This is a genomic window from Aliiroseovarius sp. YM-037, from assembly GCF_048060095.1.
GTDB lineage: Bacteria > Pseudomonadota > Alphaproteobacteria > Rhodobacterales > Rhodobacteraceae > JBLUOA01.
Genome location: NZ_JBLUOA010000001.1, coordinates 510,752 through 528,163, shown reverse-complemented (window position 1 = coordinate 528,163; position 17,412 = coordinate 510,752). Strand labels below are relative to the sequence as shown.

The 17,412-nt window shown below is 59.3% G+C and carries 14 protein-coding genes; 8 read left to right on the top strand and 6 right to left on the bottom strand.

Going from position 1 to position 17,412, the window contains the following annotated elements; translation table 11 throughout:
- Nucleotides 1-26: 26 nt before the first annotated feature.
- From ACEWPJ_RS02500 to ACEWPJ_RS02490, 3 genes are all read left to right on the top strand, one after another.
- Nucleotides 27-377: a DUF1360 domain-containing protein gene (locus ACEWPJ_RS02500; protein WP_416510642.1), complete on the top strand. Its 351-nt coding sequence runs from the start codon at nucleotides 27-29 to the stop codon at nucleotides 375-377.
- Complete coding sequence (locus ACEWPJ_RS02495) at nucleotides 361-576, top strand: hypothetical protein (protein ID WP_416510641.1); 216 nt, start codon at nucleotides 361-363, stop codon at nucleotides 574-576. The genes ACEWPJ_RS02500 and ACEWPJ_RS02495 overlap by 17 nt, the downstream gene beginning before the upstream one ends.
- Nucleotides 577-679: 103 nt before the next feature.
- Nucleotides 680-1,495, top strand: coding sequence for a PaaX family transcriptional regulator C-terminal domain-containing protein (locus ACEWPJ_RS02490; RefSeq protein ID WP_416510640.1), 816 nt, complete (start codon nucleotides 680-682; stop codon nucleotides 1,493-1,495).
- Here ACEWPJ_RS02490 and ACEWPJ_RS02485 read toward each other — a convergent pair.
- The 5 genes from ACEWPJ_RS02485 to ACEWPJ_RS02465 form a co-directional block, all read right to left on the bottom strand.
- Nucleotides 1,492-2,475 (bottom strand): C45 family autoproteolytic acyltransferase/hydolase, encoded by a 984-nt coding sequence (locus ACEWPJ_RS02485; protein WP_416510638.1) that lies wholly within the window; start codon nucleotides 2,473-2,475, stop codon nucleotides 1,492-1,494. The two genes, ACEWPJ_RS02490 and ACEWPJ_RS02485, sit on opposite strands and share 4 nt — an antisense overlap.
- Before the next feature lie 29 nt (nucleotides 2,476-2,504).
- Complete coding sequence (locus tag ACEWPJ_RS02480) at nucleotides 2,505-3,965, bottom strand: biotin carboxylase (RefSeq protein WP_416510636.1); 1,461 nt, start codon at nucleotides 3,963-3,965, stop codon at nucleotides 2,505-2,507.
- 14 nt (nucleotides 3,966-3,979) lie between these two features.
- Complete coding sequence (locus tag ACEWPJ_RS02475; protein WP_416512988.1) at nucleotides 3,980-6,736, bottom strand: aminotransferase class I/II-fold pyridoxal phosphate-dependent enzyme; 2,757 nt, start codon at nucleotides 6,734-6,736, stop codon at nucleotides 3,980-3,982.
- 74 nt (nucleotides 6,737-6,810) lie between these two features.
- Nucleotides 6,811-7,785, bottom strand: a complete 975-nt coding sequence (locus ACEWPJ_RS02470; protein WP_416510635.1) for a carbon-nitrogen hydrolase family protein — start codon at nucleotides 7,783-7,785, stop codon at nucleotides 6,811-6,813.
- A gap of 193 nt (nucleotides 7,786-7,978) precedes the next feature.
- The gene (locus ACEWPJ_RS02465; RefSeq protein WP_416510633.1) at nucleotides 7,979-8,770 is read right to left on the bottom strand and encodes a DeoR/GlpR family DNA-binding transcription regulator; all 792 of its coding nucleotides are present in this window, start codon (nucleotides 8,768-8,770) and stop codon (nucleotides 7,979-7,981) included.
- Between the two features lie 207 nt (nucleotides 8,771-8,977).
- Here ACEWPJ_RS02465 and ACEWPJ_RS02460 point away from each other — a divergent pair, with 207 nt between their 5' ends.
- From ACEWPJ_RS02460 to ACEWPJ_RS02440, 5 genes are all read left to right on the top strand, one after another.
- Nucleotides 8,978-9,925, top strand: coding sequence for an ABC transporter substrate-binding protein (locus tag ACEWPJ_RS02460; protein ID WP_416510631.1), 948 nt, complete (start codon nucleotides 8,978-8,980; stop codon nucleotides 9,923-9,925).
- 142 nt (nucleotides 9,926-10,067) lie between these two features.
- Entirely contained in the window at nucleotides 10,068-11,090 is a 1,023-nt protein-coding gene (locus tag ACEWPJ_RS02455; protein ID WP_416510629.1) for a quaternary amine ABC transporter ATP-binding protein, read from the top strand.
- Nucleotides 11,087-13,090 carry an ABC transporter permease gene (locus tag ACEWPJ_RS02450; RefSeq protein ID WP_416510628.1) on the top strand — a complete coding sequence of 668 codons (2,004 nt, stop codon included), beginning with the start codon at nucleotides 11,087-11,089 and terminating at the stop codon, nucleotides 13,088-13,090. The genes ACEWPJ_RS02455 and ACEWPJ_RS02450 overlap by 4 nt, the downstream gene beginning before the upstream one ends.
- Complete coding sequence (locus ACEWPJ_RS02445) at nucleotides 13,087-13,962, top strand: phosphotransferase (RefSeq protein WP_416510626.1); 876 nt, start codon at nucleotides 13,087-13,089, stop codon at nucleotides 13,960-13,962. Before ACEWPJ_RS02450 ends, ACEWPJ_RS02445 begins: the two co-directional genes overlap by 4 nt.
- Before the next feature lie 10 nt (nucleotides 13,963-13,972).
- A complete protein-coding gene (locus tag ACEWPJ_RS02440; protein WP_416510625.1) occupies nucleotides 13,973-16,414 on the top strand; it encodes a GcvT family protein in 2,442 nt (813 codons plus the stop codon).
- A gap of 55 nt (nucleotides 16,415-16,469) precedes the next feature.
- On the opposite strand, the gene ACEWPJ_RS02435 is transcribed toward ACEWPJ_RS02440, so the two are convergent.
- Complete coding sequence (locus tag ACEWPJ_RS02435; RefSeq protein WP_416510624.1) at nucleotides 16,470-17,399, bottom strand: choline/ethanolamine kinase family protein; 930 nt, start codon at nucleotides 17,397-17,399, stop codon at nucleotides 16,470-16,472.
- Nucleotides 17,400-17,412 lie beyond the last annotated feature (13 nt).

Here is a 17,412-nt window from a genome sequence, read left to right as displayed (position 1 = left end):
AGTTCCGACAGAAAGCAGAGGGCACAATGGCCGATTGGTTAATCATACTACTGGCAGTTTTCGCGGTCTGGCGCGTCACGCACCTGATCGCGAAAGAGGACGGACCATGGAACGTGGTCATCTACCTTAGAATTGCCGCTGGCCGCAGTTGGGTCGGGCATTTGATGGATTGCTTCAAATGCCTGTCGCTTTGGGTGGCCATACCGTTTGCTTTCGTGATCGACGCCGCCTGGCACATGCACGTCGTTTTGTGGCTTGCCCTGTCCGGCGCGGCGATCCTGTTGGAAGAACGCTCAGAAGAACCAATTTTGATTGAAGGAGAACAGAAAAATGGGATGTTGCGGAGATCTGAGAGCGGAGATGCCTTGGTCAATTGACACAGGCCCCCCGCCCGTCATTCCGAAAGAACTGCCCACGACCGATGTGCGCATCGGCTATGTCGGCGGCAATTCCTTTACGGTGCGTGGCAGCTATACGGGGCGGCGCTATACCTTTTCGCCCGAAGCACGGGTGCAAATGGTCGATAGCCAGGACAGCCGCGTTTTGCTGCGGACACGCTATTTCAAGCGCGTCTGACGGCCCCAAAAATTCGCCCGCCGCCGGCCTGATACCGGCGGCGGGCGCACGCTCGCCCCCCTTTGGGCTAGAGCATATCTGCGATACTCTGTAACCTACGGATATGACCCAAGGAAATGATCGCGCCCTTGCGGCAATCAACGACCTGAAAGACCACAGCACGCTGAAGGTCTGGTCTGTCCTTGTGACGTTCTTCGGCGACCTCGCCGCCGCTCCGAAAACTCACCTGATAGGTCCGGTTCTGGCCGCACTCGTGCAGCCTATCGGGATCAAGCCCGAAGCCCTGCGCGTCGCGCTTCACCGTTTGCGTAAGGATGGCTGGATCGAAACCAGCAAAATTGGGCGGGTCAGCCTATACGCCCTCACCGATTTTGGCCGCCAGCAAACCAACGCGGTGCGCCACCGTGTTTATGGCGCGGCACCGGAAAAGCCCGCCGACTGGCACATCATCATTACCGCCCCACATAGCGCAGGCGACGCGGCAAACGGCCCGCTGCATGATGCGATTGCGGTGTCTGGCAACACCTATCTGCTGCCGATCCGCCCTCACCCCGCCCCGCCCAACGCCTTTGTGGGATCGCTAAGTGTGTTGTCTGACGTGGGTTGGGTCAGGGACAAAATCGCACCGCCAGAGATCGTCACGGCCTATGAGGAACTTGATGCACTGCTGAAAGGCATCACGCGCAACCTGCGCAGCATCCGGCAAAGCACCCTGATCGAACAGACGATCCTGCGCACGTTGATCCTGCACAACTGGCGCCGCATCCTGCTGCGCCACCCCGCCGCCGCCGATTTCGCGCTGGAGGGTTGGGCCGGGTCCGAATGCCGCCGGACGGTTCTACATCTGATGAATAAACTCGCCCGCCCAAGCCCCGAGGCTTTGGTCGCGGCACTGCAACACCCACGGGCAGCCGGCTAGGGTCGCTCAAGCTCCGGCGTGTAGATCGCGCGCTGGCCTTCCTCAAAATCATTGAGGTCAAGCTGCCACGTCGCCTTCGGCCATTTGATCTCCATCTGGCCAAGCCTTGGCCGATAGACCGCAGTATAAAGCGTGCCAAACCCTTCGTTGAAGGCCGAGGAATAAAGCGGTGGTTTCAGGAACGCGCTGACGAATTTTTCTTCCGGTTCCACATGTAGGGTCAGGCGTTGCAGCAGGAACCGTTCGCGTTCAACCGTCGCGGTGAAACGGGCGTGGCTGGCCCATTCGACCTTTTCCTGATGGTTCGTCGCCACCGCCGCATGGGTGATTTGCGTCGGACGATCCGGTGCCATGAGCGCGGTCAGAAACCTGCGCTTTGCATCCACCACAGTGACGTTATAGCTCATGTGTGTCGGCACTCGCGCGAGCGCTTCGCCCGCTTCCTCGGCCGTTTCGCAGGTTTGCAGCACGTAGCGAAGGATCAGCGGCACGCCGAACCCGTCACCAACCACGCGCCGCCCGCCGAAGGTCAACGACACCGCAAGCCCCGCATCATTCATGCCGTCGACCAAGCCCCACAATCCATCGCTTGTCCCGACGATTTTCCGGCCTTGCCATTCGGTCCGCAGGATCAGGCTGTCAAACGCCTTGGGATGATAGTCATAATTACGAACCAGCACCGGTTCTTTCCCCGGCCAGATCGCCTGCGAACAGCCGGACAGGTAGGGCGGCGGGCAGTAAAAGCTGAGGAACCGCGCAGCGTGGTCCGATCCGCCCGACAACTCGCACAGTTGTTCGTAAAGCGGCACAAGTTCCGGCATGTGGGTGTTCAGCGCTTGCAGGCTATCCCAATAGGTCGGGCGGGCCTCGGCCCCTGCCTTCAGCCACCAGCGATGATAGTCTGGCCAGTATTCCTGAAATATCCCGGCCCATTTCGGGCCGGGGGTCGGTTCATTTATGGCGCGCCAAAGAAGCTGCATCAGAATCCTTCACGCGGATGCGTCAGAGGTCAGAGAATCTTGAACGCCGGATCAGACAGCGCCGGCCCGGCTTCGACCACGGGCAATGGCTTTGCGGCCACGCCCTGCTTGATGCCGTGTATCCACCGTTTTCCGCGTTCGTTCAACTTGAAACCCGGCGTCATCGAACGGCCCCGCGTCACGAGAATGCCGATATCCGCCCCCTCATAGCGGTAATCGCCCGGCTGCAGGATGCGCAGGAAGAACGCTTCATTCTCGGACTCCACAGCGCGGCGGTGATAGTCGAAGCGGTCAAAGACAACGGAGCCGTCCTCTTTCATCTTGTAGATGCCGGTTTCTGGCACATCAGTCGCGATGTCGACGGTATCGTCCGTATGTTTGATAACCATCTGCGACCAGCTATCGATCATGCTCGGGTCCGCCCAGCGGCCGTTCAGCTCGGCCACATCGAGGTTGAATTTCTTCTTCGAGAATTCAAGCAGGTGGAACAGGAACAGCGGCGCGTCCGCATGGGCGAAGGCCGCGTGATTGGTCATTGAGGACGCGCCAGTGATGCGGGGGTTCAGTTCGCCCAGCCAGATATCGCCAGTCTTCTTGTCGATCAGGAAGTCGAGTTCGAAATACCCGCGATACCCTTCCTTGCGCAGTTGCTCACCGAACTTGAAGGTCAGTTCCCGCGCCTTCTGCCGGACCTTCGGCGGGAAAGCGGTCGAGAAAATCTCGTTCCCGCACCAGCCGCCTCGATAAGGGGTCAGTTCCTTGAACCCGACGAGTTCGGTCATTAAGGGGCCGACGATGGTGCCTTCCTTCGTCGCGCAAGCCTCGATCGCCGATCCCCGGCAATCGATGCGCTTCATGATCTTGATCTCGCCCTCTCCGACGATCTCATGCTCATGCCGCCGGAAATCGGCCTCGGACTTGATGAAGAACGTGGTGTGCCCGCTGTCGCCGAACGCCGATTGCAGCACGAGGTCATGCCCGATCTTGGCCTTCTCGCATGTCTTGCGCAGGTCCGCGTAGTCCTTCACCTCTGCCAGCACATTCGGCACCGACGGCACGCCCGCCTTGTTGCCGATCCGCACGGTTTCGATCTTGTTGTCCATATTGGTGCGCAGCTTGGCTTTCGGGAACCACACCTCCGCGCCCAGTTCCTTTGACAGCCGCTCTGTCTCCTCGTCGAACATCAGGAACACGAATTTTGGCTTGCCGCCCCGCCGCTTTATCAGGTCGATGACTTCCTTGTGCTGAAGCAGGTAGTTGTTGATGTCTTCGATCGACTGGAACTCAGCGTGGGGTTGTTCAGACGGGCAGAACACATTCGGATGCTTTCCGTCATAACAATCTATGTAGCAGATATACTTGAAATTTTTACACCACTCGTCCAATCCCAGCAGATTGAAGTTTGTCGCAGAGATGAAGTAGATCGGATCCTCGTTCCGGTGAAAATGGCGGCGAATCTCAGAGATATTCTTCAATACCGATTTCGTCATCTTGTCCTCTCTGTTTATTTGTTGCGCTCGGCGTTCAGCTTCAACCGGGCAGCGTTTGCCTTGGCCTGTTGTTTGAGCGCTTCTTTGGTAAAGACCCGCAGGCCCAGGTCGTCGCGGTAGCCGTGGATTTCGCTCACGTCGAGCGCACGCATGAAGGCGAGAATTTCCTCGCTTACCACTTGTCCTGGCACCAGTATCGGGAACCCCGGCGGGTAGGGAATAATGAAGGAGGCGGAGACAACATCGCCCCCCTCCTGCATCGCCGCTTTGACCGACCCGTCAAGTTCCAGATAGTCGCAGTTGTTCTCATCGTAGCTAAGGAAGAACGCGGATCGGATGTCGCCCTCCATCGTCTTCGCATCGGTGCGGAAGGCGTCGTGGAAGCGGCTGAAATCCGGCAGCGGCGGCAGATTGTGCATCAGGTTGTTCACCCGATTTTCAAACCCGCGCCGCTCCATTTTCGATGCGTCATCAAGAAGATCATCAAGATCCTTCGCAATCTCGACCAGAACCTCGATCAGATAGGCGACCGAGGATCGTGTCGTGCCGATATTGGTCATGAACAAAACGGTGTTGCGCGACGTCTTATTGATCTGGATGCCGTATTTATCCATCAGGATATCGGTCTTGAACGTATCACCGTCCCAGCCCGTGCCACCCACCGCAAGCGTCACCCGCGTCGCGTCGAGAACGAATTCATCCTTTTCCCAACAGTCCCAGATATCCGTCCAGCCCTGTTCGGGGTCGTAGTAGCTTTCCACTCCGCTTTCGCGATAATCCTCTGGGATCATGTCGCCGGCGGTCAGCACTTTGAAGTATTTCTGAAGCAAAGGATGGGTCGATATCGCGCGCCGCATCGACATCGCCGCCTCTAGCTGGCGCTGGACGAATTCGAACCCTTCCAGTTCGACCTGTCGCCGCCCGACGTCAAGCGACGCGATGATCTGGTAGTTCGGCGAAGTCGACGTGTGCGTCATATAGGCTTCGTGAAAGCTCGCCTCGACCTCGCCTTTGAAATCCTGATCATTGACGTGAACCATCGACCCCTGCCGCAGCGAGGTCAGCGTTTTGTGGGTCGATTGCGTTGCGTAAACCCGAACCCGCGCATTTGGCGGCGGGATCAGGCGGGTTGAAAGCAGCGTCTCCTCATCCGCATTCTCAAGCTTTTTCTGCTGCGCCGCGTAGGCTTTGGCGTGGGCGTCGGACCGCAGGCGTTCACGCAACGTATTCGCCGCGTTCATCCCGGTGCGTTGGCGATAGGTCGGGCCAAATCGGGCGAAGGCGAACCACGCCTCGTCCCACAAGAACACGAGGTCGGGCTTGATGGCGAGGCATTCTTCCATCACCCGCTCGACGTTATAAACAACGCCGTCAAAGGTGCAGTTCGTCAGCAGCAGCATCCGAACACGGTCCAGCTTGCCAGTTGCCTTCAATTGCAGCAGTTGGTGCTTGATCTCGCGCAGCGGCACCGCGCCATACATAGAATATTCGTTCAGCGGATAGCTATCGAGGTAAACGACCTGCGCGCCTGCCAACACCATTCCGTAATGATGCGATTTGTGGCAATCCCGGTCGACCAGCACGATATCGCCGGGCCGCACCACCGCCTGCACCACGATCTTATTGCAGGTCGACGTGCCGTTCGTGGCAAAGAATGTCTGTTTTGATCCAAACGCCCGACTGGCGAGCTCCTGCGCTTCTTTAATCGGGCCGTGGGGTTCCAGCAAGCTATCCAGCCCGCCCGAAGTGGCCGATGTTTCGGCAAGAAAGATGTTCGGCCCGTAAAACGCGCCCATGTCCTGAATCCAATGACTCCGCGAAATGGACTTGCCGCGGCTGATCGGCATTGCGTGAAACACACCGGTCGGTTGCTTGGAGTATTCGACGAGAGCCGTAAAAAACGGCGTCTTATACCGCGCCTGAACCCCTCGCAGGATGTTGAGGTGCAGTTCAAGGAAGTCTTCCTGATTGTAAAACACCCGCCGACATATACCGAGGTCGAGGCCCGCGATTTCCTCCACCGACCGTTCGGTGACAAGGTAGGCATCAAGCTCTGGTCGAACCCTGCCTATCAGGCGGCACAGTTCCGGGCCATAGTTTTCAGGCGCGAGTTCTTCAATCGCTTCAATCCCGCCCGCGCGGTTCAGATACCGGGTCAGGATCGGCAGTTCGACCTTCGATTCAAGGATCAGACCGGGGCGGATCACCACCGCCTGAATGTTGTGATTGAACAGAATACCGATTAGCGCATCCTGAAGGCTGGGCACGACGACGGGTTCGTAGTGGAACGGATCTTCGGGCCGCCGCATTCGGGAAAAGTTGCTTTTCAGCCAACGCTCCTGATGCTCATTCACATTGTCGACGATCATCACTTCGAAATACGGCTTGGCCAGCGCCCGCGCTTCAAGCGACTGGACCGCTTCGTCGTCGTGGTCGTCCTGATCGGCGGCGTCCCGTTCCAGCGGCACTTGCCGCCGACGATAGGCGCCGGTCGTCAGCGCCCGCGTAATCCGTTGCACGGCGAATGCTGCGTCTTCAAAGTTGTTGTGTTCGAACTGGCGGCGAACGTGATCGAACGCCTGCATCCCCGGAAAGGCCCAATACGCCTCGATCAATGACAGGGAGTCGAAAAGTTCATTGATCTGTTTGCGGGTCTTTTCGGCATCCTTGCCGGACGGGGATCGCGCGATCTTGTCTGTCGCCTCCCTGAGCGTGCTCCAGCGATCTGATCTAAGTTGAATCGCAGAGTAATAGTCGCTCATGGATGGCATCATGTTCGTCTCCACTGTTGTGGCGGCCGAACCTTTCGCGAAGATTGCCTAGGGCTTCAGACAGGTCGCCTTGGTCAGCCGCTCAGTATTTTTCCGACCACGGGCGCCGGTTCTTTTTCAGCATGCAAATCCGTGACGGTATTGTCACCCGGAATCTCCTCCGTGCCGACATCAACACGCAAACCGGCGCGGGTGCCTTGCTTGGGAACTTCGAGCGGACCCAATTGATGCAGGTAGGAATCAGTCCCGCTGTTCCGATCATAAACCGAGAAATCAACCGAGCGGTCGCGGAAGCTCTTCAACACCTGCCCAAGACCCTTCATCCCGGTTTCGCGCTGGCGGCGCACTTGGCTTAGGTCGACTTCGATGGGGAACATGTCTTCTTGCCCTGCTGACTGGTGCAACACCGTCGCGGAGGGGTCGATAATGCAAGATCGTCCGACACCCCCGGTTCCAAGGCCATTCACGTCAATCACATAGCACTGGAACTGTGCCGCCGTCGCCCGCGCAATCGCAAGCTCCGCATCGCGGTCCGTCGTGCCGGTCAGAACCGGATGCAGCAACACCTCAACGCCCTGACTCGTCAGTTGCCGCGTGGTTTCGGGGAACCAGATGTCATAACAGATCGACAGCCCGAACCGCCCGACCTCGGGCACGTCGAAGACGCAGAACTCCGTTCCAGCGGCCACGCCCTCTTCATATGGGCGGAAGGGGAACATCTTGCGATAGCGCGCTACGATTTCTCCGTCCGGGTTGATAACCGACGAAGTGTTGTAGATCTTTCCGTCCTCAGCCGATTCAAACATCGATCCGGGGATCAGCCAGATGTTGTGCTTCTTCGCGGCCTCGCGAAACCTGTCGATGGTTTCGTTTTCCAGCGGCAAGGCATAACGGGTCAGCGGGCCAAACGGTGCCAGTTCGCTAAACAGGACCATCTGGGTCCACGGGAACCGCGCCATCAGCACATCCAGGCGATGGATCATTCCATCGACGTTGGAGTGCAATGCGGCGACGTGCATCTGAATGCCTGCGATGGCAAAGGGCGTCATTTAGGTCTTCTCCGTCGATAACAAGGCGCAACCGCGCCCGCCCTGTTGTTACAGGGCCGTCCCACACTACGCTATTGCGCGGGAATGGAAAGCAGCTAATTGGTGACGTCGCGTGTGATTTGCCAGAGGCATGTGTAAAAATACTGCAATTGCAAAATCGTGGCGTGAACTCCTGAAATCGACAGCAGGATAATCAGCTTGGCGAGTCCGGCGAAAGCACAACCAGCTCCGTATCACTACGCCGCAGCAGTTTCGCAACATCGTCGGTGGGCTGCTGGTCAGTGAACAGGATATCAACCGACGGCGACGCACCCATCGCGACCGGGGCGCGTTTGCCGAACTTTTCTGCATCCGCGACGACGATCCGCACCTGCGCACCCGCGGCCGCGACCTTGGCGATGTTCGCCTCCTCCAGATCGTGCAGCATGAAGCCCTGCTCTGCGTTGACCGCGCCGACCGAAAACACCGCGAACCGGACGTTGAAGCGGCCAATGAACTCCAGCGCCTCCGCCCCGAACGCGCCGCCGTCATGGGGGCGAAGCTCTCCCCCAGCCAGAAAGACCCGGTTGTTGTTTCGGGTCGAAAGGGTCTGCGCGACGAAAACCGAATTGGTGACGACGTACAGGTCGCTGTGCTGCTTCAGCGCGATGGCCACATAAGCCGTTGTCGACCCGATATCGAGGAAAACGGAATCCCCGTCGCTGATGGTTTCCGCCACCGCTTCGGCCAATCGCTGCTTCGTGGCCGCCTGCGTATCCATGCGATTTTGCAACGGCGGTTCATGAGAATCGTCGCGCAGATGCACGCCGCCATGCACTTTTCGAACAATCGCGTTTTCTTCCAGCGATTTGATGTTTCGCCGCACGGTTTCGTTGGAAACGCCCAAACGCTCCGCCAGATAAGTGATGCGACACGACCCCCCGGACAGGCGAATTTCGCGCAGAATTTCCTGTTCTCTCTGGTTGGTGGTTTTACTGCTGATCACTATCGCTGCCCCCGGATGTCGATCTTGTTGTTATACGAAAAAGCCACAAAAAGCCAAGTGATTTGACGCAACTTCTCGAAATCATGCACTCATCAGTCGGTATATTTGGCATTTTGTGGTTTTTCTTGACAGAAACTGGGGCGAACTGCATGGTTAACATAAGCGAAAACATATTCGCGCCGTATCAACCAACATTGGGAGTGGAAAATGACAAGGAATTTCAAGACCCTGGGCGCTGGATTGATCGCGCTTCTCATGGGCTCTGCGGTGTCGGCAGACGTGGAATCAACCGATCCGATCCGGCTGACGCTGCATGACTGGTCCGGCCAGCTTATCAACACGAAGATCATGGGCAGCATTCTGGAAGAGGCTGGCTATAACGTCGAATATGTGCAGGCGGACTACATCGCGCAATTTGCCGGGCTAAAGACGGGCGATCTGCACCTTGCCATGGAAATCTGGGAAACCACCGGGCGCGAAGCGCTGGATGAGGCGACGGCATCGGGCCAAGTCGTCAACGTCGGTGAAACCGGCCTCATGGCGATTGAGGAGTGGTGGTATCCCCTTTACATGAAAGACCGCTGTCCCGGTCTGCCGAATTGGGAGGCGCTAAAGGACTGCGCCGAGGAATTCGCGACTGCGGAAACCTCCCCAAACGGACGTTACGTTGGCGGCCCCGTGACTTGGGGCGGCTTTGACGATGAACGCGTCGAAGCGTTGGAGCTTGACTTTGAGGTCGTCCATGCAGGCACCGATGCTGCGCTGTTCGCCGAACTTGAATCCGCCTATCAGCGCGAAGATCCGATCATCCTTTGGGTATATGTTCCGCATTGGGCCCCGGCAAAATACGAAGGCGAATTCGTCGAATTCCCGGCCTTTACGCCCGAGTGTTATTCCGACCCGTCCTGGGGCATTAACCCGAACATGGCTTATGACTGCGGCAAACCCCGCGGTCCGATCTGGAAAGCGGCATGGGCCGGTATGCAGGAAAAATGGCCCGGGGCTTACGACATCGTCGGCGCCTACACCCTCAGCAATGAGGAGATGAGCGCGATGGTCGGTTCCGCCGATCTTGACGGCATGGAAGTCGATGCCGTGGTTGCGAACTGGATGGATGCGAACAAAGACCGCTGGTCCGGTTGGATCGGTCAATAACGCCTCTGTCCCTGCCAAAGCCGTTCCCTGGCGGCTTTGGCAAATCCCTCATTTGACCTACCCTGCCGTTGAGTGCCCCGCGCCGATACCGCGCAAAGGGGCAGGATTTCAGCCGCCTGTCGCATAGGGAACCCGCGCGCCGATGACCAAACCGATCAAACTGTCCTGCCGCAATGTCTGGAAGCTTTACGGCGCAAACCCCGGCGCATTGTTAGAGCGGGAGCCAAAGCCCACCGCTGATGACATTCGCGATGCCGGTTTGATCGGCGCGGTCCGCGACGCGCAGCTCGACATCGCCGAGGGCGAGATTTTCGTCATCATGGGGCTGTCTGGGTCGGGGAAATCGACGCTGGTTCGCTGCCTGTCCCGCTTGATCGAACCGACGGCGGGCGAGGTTCTGTTCGAAGGCACCGACCTTCTGCGCGCCAGCGACAAAGAGATGATCGAACTCCGCCGTCACAAGATGGGCATGGTGTTTCAACACTTCGCCCTATTGCCACATCTGACAGTTCTGCAAAACGTGATGTTTCCGTTGACGGTGCAAGGCGTTGCGAAACCCGATGCGGCGGTCCGGGCGCGCGAGGTTGTCGATCTGGTCGGTCTTGAAGGGCGCGAAGACAACTACCCCCGCGAACTGTCCGGCGGTCAGCAGCAGCGCGTCGGGATCGCACGGTCGCTGGTGACAGAACCCGATCTGTGGTTTCTGGATGAACCATTCTCGGCGCTCGATCCGCTGATCCGGCGCGAGATGCAGGATGAGTTTTTGCGGCTTCAGGCCAAGCTTCACAAGACAATCGTGTTCATCACTCATGATTTCGACGAGGCCGTGCGCCTTGCCGACCGGATCGCGATCATGAAAGACGGCGAGATCATCCAGATCGCCACACCGGAGGAGTTGGTGCTGAACCCCGCGACGGATTATGTTGAGGAGTTCACGAAGCACATCCCCCGCGGCAAGGTTCTAACTGTCGGCGCGGTTGCCGACGCCGCCCTGACCGGCGCAGGAGAACCGCTTGCCGCCAGCACCCGTGTGTCCGACGTGGCGGAACGGATCATAGGCACGGACGCTCCGGTTCCGGTCATTGATGAGGATGGGAACACCATCGGCGCAGTCGACCGTATTGCCGTCGCGAAAGTCCTCTTTGGCTCGGGCGGTGGCGCTTGACCGGTCGCCTGACATATCGCGCCGCGCTTCTTTGGGGGCTGATCGCCGTTACACTCATCTTGGGGATTTATGGCCGCGACATCGCGCAGGCGCTCGATATGCGGTGGTTGGTGAAATACCCGTCGGCGTGGGTGATCCCGTTCAAAAACTACATTACCGCCGCGATGAAATGGCTGGTTGAAGACGCACAACTTGGCCCGGTCGCCTTCACCGACATCACCCGCGCAATCGCGTGGATGATTGAGGTGCCGTATGACTTCGTGGTATCGCTCCTCGCGACCGGATTTCTAAGCGGGCAAGGCTCCAGCGCGACGGTGATCGTGCCCGCAATCAGTTGGATAACGGTAACGGCGGCGGTCATGGCGCTTGGCCACTACTGCCGGGACTGGCCGCTCGCGCTGCTGGTGGGGGGGTGTTTTCTATACCTTGCCATCTTCGGGCAGTGGGACAGCGCGATGGTCACGCTCGCCTCCGTCATCATCGCCGTGCCAATTGGTGCAGGGGGTGGCCTGCTCATCGGCATCTGGGCGTATCGGCATCCAGTGGGCGAACGGGTGTTGTCGCCCATCCTCGACCTGATGCAGACGATCCCGATCTTTGCCTACCTTGTGCCGATCCTGTTCATGTTCGGCTTTGGTCCAGTCTCCGCGCTTGTCGCGACGATCATCTACGCGACCCCGCCGATGATCCGCATCACCACGCTCGCCCTGAAAGGCGTCGATCCCGAAGTCGTGGATTTCGGGCGCATGGCCGGATCCACGCCGCAGCAGTTGATGTGGCGCATCTTGGTGCCATCGGCGCTGAAAAGCATCATGGTCGGGGTCAATCAGGTCATCATGCTGACGCTGAACATGGTGATTATCGCGTCGATGATCGGCGCGGGCGGGCTGGGGTTTGACGTGCTCGCGGCGTTGCGGCGGCTTGATATCGGCGCCGGGTTCGAGGCCGGAATCGCGATTGTGGTTCTGGCGATTGCGGTTGATCGGTTAAGCCAAGCCTTCGCGGAGCGGGCCGGGCAGGTTGTGCCCTCCGCGACCGGGCACAACTGGTTTAGCCGTCACAAACGCACAACCCTAGTGCTTGGGCTGCTGGTTATCACCTTCGCGTTGGGTCGGATCGCCCCAGCGCTGCAAAGCTATCCTGACAGCCAGACGATCACCACGGGCGCGTTCTGGGACGATGTCGTCCGCTATCTGAACATCAACTATTTCGACACGTTCGAGGCGATCAAAGTGTTCTTCCTGACGTGGTTCCTGCTGCCGATCAAGCGGGTGTTGCTTGGCATCCCGTGGCCGTGGGCGATTGCGATGCTGACGCTGATCGGATGGCGTGCGGGCGGCGTGAAACTCGCGCTGCTTTGTGGAGTTCTGTCGGCGCTAATCGTTATCAACGGGCTTTGGGCCAAGGCGATGGTGACGGTTTATCTGTGCGGCGCGTCGGTCATTATCGCCACGTTGATCGGTGTGCCGCTTGGCGTTCTCGCAGCACTTAACCGTCGGGCGGGTCAGGTGATCGGCGTTTTCATCGACACGCTGCAAACACTGCCAAGCTTCGTCTACCTGATCCCCGTCGTCATGCTGTTCCGGGTCGGGGATTTCACAGCGATGGTGGCAATCGTCCTTTGTGCACTGGCCCCTGCGGTGCGCTACGCCGCACATGGGGTGCGTAGCGTCAGCGAAGACCTGATCGAAGCGGGCCGCGTATCGGGCTGCACCAACAGCCAACTTCTGCGCCTGATCCGCTTGCCGATGGCCCTGCCGGAAATCCTTTTGGGCATCAACCAGACGATCATGCTGGCGCTGTCGATGCTGGTCATCACCGCGCTCGTCGGCACCCGTGATCTGGGGCAAGAAGTTTATATCGCGCTGACCAAAGCCGACACCGGGCGCGGGCTGGTCGCGGGCCTTGCAATCGCCTTCATCGCGATCATCGCGGACAGGCTGATCTCGGCCAGTGCGCGCGGCGCGCGCATCCGCTTTGGGATGGAGAAGGCACGATGACTGATATTCTCAACCGCATTCGGGATTTACCGATCTGGAAGGACCCGATCACGCTGGCTCCGCTGGAAGGTGGCATCACCAATGTCAATTATCTGGTAGAGGATATGACCGGCAAATACGTCGTCCGCGTCGGCGATGATATTCCCGAACATCAGGTGATGCGGTTCAATGAACTCGCCGCCAGTCGTGCGGCACACGCCGCTGGTGTATCGCCGGCGGTGGTCCACGCCGAACACGCGCTGACGGTGCTCGAATTTATCGACAGCAAGACCCTCGCGCCCGAAGACGTGCGCGACCCCGATATGCTGCCGCGCATCCTCAACCTTGTGAAGCGCTGCCATCGCGAAGTGCCGAACCACCTGCGCGGCCCGGCGTTGATCTTCTGGGTGTTCCACGTCATCCGCGACTACGGCGCGACCTTGGCGGACAAGGGCTCCGCACACGGGCCGCTGGTGCAGGAACTCGTCGGGATTGGAAACGCGTTGGAACAGGCGGCGGGGCCGTTTGACATGGTGTTTGGCCATAATGACCTGCTGGCGGCGAACCTGCTTGATGATGGCGACCGGCTTTGGCTGATCGATTTTGATTACGCCGGCTTCAACTCTCCACTGTTCGATCTGGGTGGGCTGGCCTCAAACAACGAGCTGACCGCCGCGCAAGAACAATGGCTGCTGGAGGCGTATTTTGACGCCCCCGTCACCGACCATCTGCGGCACCGATATGAGGCGATGAAATGCGCGTCGCTGCTGAGGGAAACGATGTGGAGCATGGTCAGCGAACTGACCTCGACACTCGATTTCGACTATGCGGCTTACACCGCCGAAAACCTCGCCCGCTTTCGTGCGGCGCACGATGAATTCCTGAACAGCTGAGGCACGCGTTATGAAAGATCTCCCCTCATCAGCGAAGGCCGTAATTGTCGGCGGCGGGATTGTCGGCTGCTCAACCGCTTATCATCTGGCAAAGCTTGGCTGGACAGACACAGTGCTGCTTGAGCGGAAAAAGCTGACATCGGGCACAACGTTCCACGCGGCGGGGTTGGTGGGGCAGCTACGGTCGAACGCCAATATCACGCAGCTTCTCGGCTACTCCGTTGATTTATATAACCGGATTGAGGAAGAAACCGGCCTTGGCACCGGCTGGAAGATGAATGGCGGGCTGCGGTTGGCCTGCACCGAAGAACGCTGGACCGAGGTGAAGCGGCAAGCAACCACCGCCCATAGCTTCGGGCTTGAGATGGAGCTGCTGACCCCGAAGGAAGCGCAGAACCTTTGGCCGCTGATGCAGGTCGATGACGTGATTGGCGCGGCCTTCATGCCGACGGACGGGCAAGCAAACCCGTCCGACATAACCCAAGCGCTCGCCAAGGGTGCGCGGATGGCGGGGGCAAGCATCTTTGAAGATGTGAAAGTCACCGATATCGAAATCGACAAGGGCCAGATCAAGGCGGTTATCACTGATCAGGGGCGCATCGAATGTGAGAAGGTGATCTGCTGCGCCGGGCAGTGGACCCGCGATTTTGCTGCCCGGTTCGGTGTCAATGTGCCGCTTGTTCCAATGGAACATCAATACATGGTGACTGAGGCCTTTGATGGCGTGCCGTCGAACCTTCCGACCCTGCGCGACCCGGATCGCCTTACTTACTACAAGGAGGAGGTCGGCGGCCTTGTCATGGGCGGTTATGAACCGAACCCGATCCCGTGGGCGGTGGAAGGCATTCCAAAGGGTTTCCACTACACCCTGCTCGACAGCAATTTTGACCATTTTGAACAACTGATGGAACTGTCCCTTGGCCGCGTCCCCGCGCTGGAACACGCCGGGATCAAGACACTGACCAACGGACCAGAAAGCTTCACCCCCGACGGCAATTTCATCATCGGCGAAGCGCCGGAGCTGCGGAATTTCTACGTCGGCGCGGGGTTCAATGCCTTCGGCATCGCGGCGGGCGGCGGGGCTGGCATGGCGCTTGCCGAATGGGTGCATGGGGGGGAGCCGCCTTATGACCTTTGGTCCGCCGATATCCGGCGCTTTGGCCGGCCGCATTTTGACACCGATTGGGTGCGCACCCGCACGGTTGAGGCCTACGGCAAGCACTACACAATGGCCTGGCCGCATGAGGAGCATTCCTCGGGCCGCCCGTGCCGAAAGTCACCTCTCTACGAAGACCTGAAGGCACACGGCGCGTGCTTTGGCGAAAAGCTCGGCTGGGAACGCCCGAACTGGTTTTCCGGAAAGGGTGAAACGGCCGAGGATGTCTATAGCTTTGGCCGCCAGAACTGGTTTGATGCGGTTGGCCGCGAACACAAAGCCGCGCGAGAGGCTGCGGTGCTGTTTGATCAAACCTCTTTCGCCAAATTCGCGCTGAAGGGGCCCGACGCCGTCGCCGCGCTTGGCTGGATCTGCGCCAATGATGTGGACAAGCCCGTCGGCACCCTGACCTACACCCAAATGCTGAACGACAAGGGCGGCATCGAATGTGACTTGACCGTGGGTCGGGTGGCAGAGGATGAATTCTACATCGTCACCGGCACCGGCTATGCCACGCATGACTTCGACTGGATCAGCCGCAACATCCCGGATGGTGCGAATTGCCAGTTGTTCGACATCACATCGACGAACGCTGTGCTGTCGCTGATGGGGCCACGGGCGCGAGATATTTTACAGGCTGTGACGCGCGATGACGTGTCGAACGACGCGTTCCCCTTCGGCACGTTGCGCACCATCGGTATCGCAGGCTGCCCGGTCATGGCACTGCGCGTGACCTACGTCGGCGAACTTGGCTGGGAGTTGCACCTGCCCGTCGAATACGCCACGACCGTCTATGCTGCGCTGATGAAGGCAGGCGCACCGCTCGGGTTGGTCAACGCCGGCTACCGCGCGATTGAATCGCTGCGGCTGGAAAAAGGCTATCGCGCATGGGGCTCTGACATCGGGCCGGATCATACGCCGCATGAGGCCGGGCTAGGCTGGGCCGTGAAGCTGCGCAAGAACATCCCCTTCAAGGGCCGCGACGCGGCAGAGGCGCAGCGCGACGGTGGCGTCAAAAAGATGCTCGTCTGTTTCACTGTCGACCCCGATGTCGTGCTTCTGGGCCGCGAAACAATCTATCGTGACGGCGAACGAGTCGGCTGGCTGACAAGCGGTGGCTTTGGCTACACGGTCAGTAAATCGATCGGCTATGGCTACGTGCGCAACATTGATGGCGTCGATGCGGACTATGTCACCTCCGGCACGTATGAACTTGAAGTCGCCACCGAACGCGTGCCCTGCGAAGTGCAGCTCGGCCCGCTCTATGATCCGAAGATGGAACGGGTTAAGCAGTGAGCCGACGTATTCGGAGCGCGCGCTCTAGCGCCGCTGTTCGCCGAGTTGCAGCCGCTTAACCCGCCTTCACCGCTGCGACATGGCCCGCGAATGCCGGGTCGTTCATCAACGCCTTGCATCGGCCGAACCGCTCTGTCGCGTAGGCCCAGAAATCCTCTGCCGGGTTGTTGTCGGCGTGCTGAATCAAGCCCCAAAGCGTCCAGAGCAGGTCGCACATCGCCTTGTAGATCACGACGCGCCCCTCCTCAGCCGGGGTCGGGTCGGCCCCGAAATAGGCGCGCATCAACTCGCGGTCTTGCGCGGCGTCCATCCCGGCCTCGACCGATAGATCACCCACGTCCCATAGCGGATCGTTCATGCCGGAATACTCCCAATCAACGATCCACATCTTGTCACCGTCATCCAGAAAATTCTCGCACAGCGGATCGCAATGGCAGGGGGCAAGTGGGGCCGGGTGCGCGGCCAACGCCTCTTTCACCGGCTCCGCGGCATTGACGATGTCGTGGTAGCCGTCGGGCAGCGTTGCGTCCTTGGTCGACAGCAGCTTGAGGTAGTCGTCAATCATCGCGAACAGTTCAAACCGAAACTCGAACGTCTTGCCTGAATTATGCAGCTTTGCCAGCGCTTTGCCGGCGCGGGCGGGTGATCCGGCGCGAGATTTGAACAGCGCAGGGGTCATCGTTTCGATCCCGTCGATGGCTTCGGACACCATCACGCCGCTGCCCGCATCGGCCCAGATCACACGCGCCGAGACGCCCGCCCTATGCGCCGCCTTCGCGTTGGTGGCCTCAACCGCACGGTCGATGTATTCCTCCGTTCCCTCGCCGGGTATCCGAACGATCACGCGTTGCCCCGCGACCTCAACCAGATGAACAAGGTTCGTCAGCCCGCCCAGCCGGGTCAGTGTGCAGTCCTCCGCCGTCGCGCCTTCAAAGCCCGGCGCTTGCCGCAGCGCCGCGACCACCGTGTGCAGATGTTCTGTCATGTCCCCTCCCCCC

Excerpts from the sequence above, each read along its gene's own strand:
- ACEWPJ_RS02495 (WP_416510641.1), top strand. The coding sequence starts at position 361 with ATGCCTTGGTCAATTGACACAGGCCCCCCGCCCGTCATTCCGAAAGAA.
- ACEWPJ_RS02485 (WP_416510638.1), bottom strand. The coding sequence starts at position 2,475 with ATGCAGCTTCTTTGGCGCGCCATAAATGAACCGACCCCCGGCCCGAAA.
- ACEWPJ_RS02440 (WP_416510625.1), top strand. The coding sequence starts at position 13,973 with ATGAAAGATCTCCCCTCATCAGCGAAGGCCGTAATTGTCGGCGGCGGG.
- ACEWPJ_RS02500 (WP_416510642.1), top strand. The coding sequence starts at position 27 with ATGGCCGATTGGTTAATCATACTACTGGCAGTTTTCGCGGTCTGGCGC.
- ACEWPJ_RS02455 (WP_416510629.1), top strand. The coding sequence starts at position 10,068 with ATGACCAAACCGATCAAACTGTCCTGCCGCAATGTCTGGAAGCTTTAC.
- ACEWPJ_RS02490 (WP_416510640.1), top strand. The coding sequence starts at position 680 with ATGACCCAAGGAAATGATCGCGCCCTTGCGGCAATCAACGACCTGAAA.
- ACEWPJ_RS02435 (WP_416510624.1), bottom strand. The coding sequence starts at position 17,399 with ATGACAGAACATCTGCACACGGTGGTCGCGGCGCTGCGGCAAGCGCCG.
- ACEWPJ_RS02470 (WP_416510635.1), bottom strand. The coding sequence starts at position 7,785 with ATGACGCCCTTTGCCATCGCAGGCATTCAGATGCACGTCGCCGCATTG.
- ACEWPJ_RS02460 (WP_416510631.1), top strand. The coding sequence starts at position 8,978 with ATGACAAGGAATTTCAAGACCCTGGGCGCTGGATTGATCGCGCTTCTC.
- ACEWPJ_RS02480 (WP_416510636.1), bottom strand. The coding sequence starts at position 3,965 with ATGACGAAATCGGTATTGAAGAATATCTCTGAGATTCGCCGCCATTTT.
- ACEWPJ_RS02475 (WP_416512988.1), bottom strand. The coding sequence starts at position 6,736 with ATGCCATCCATGAGCGACTATTACTCTGCGATTCAACTTAGATCAGAT.
- ACEWPJ_RS02445 (WP_416510626.1), top strand. The coding sequence starts at position 13,087 with ATGACTGATATTCTCAACCGCATTCGGGATTTACCGATCTGGAAGGAC.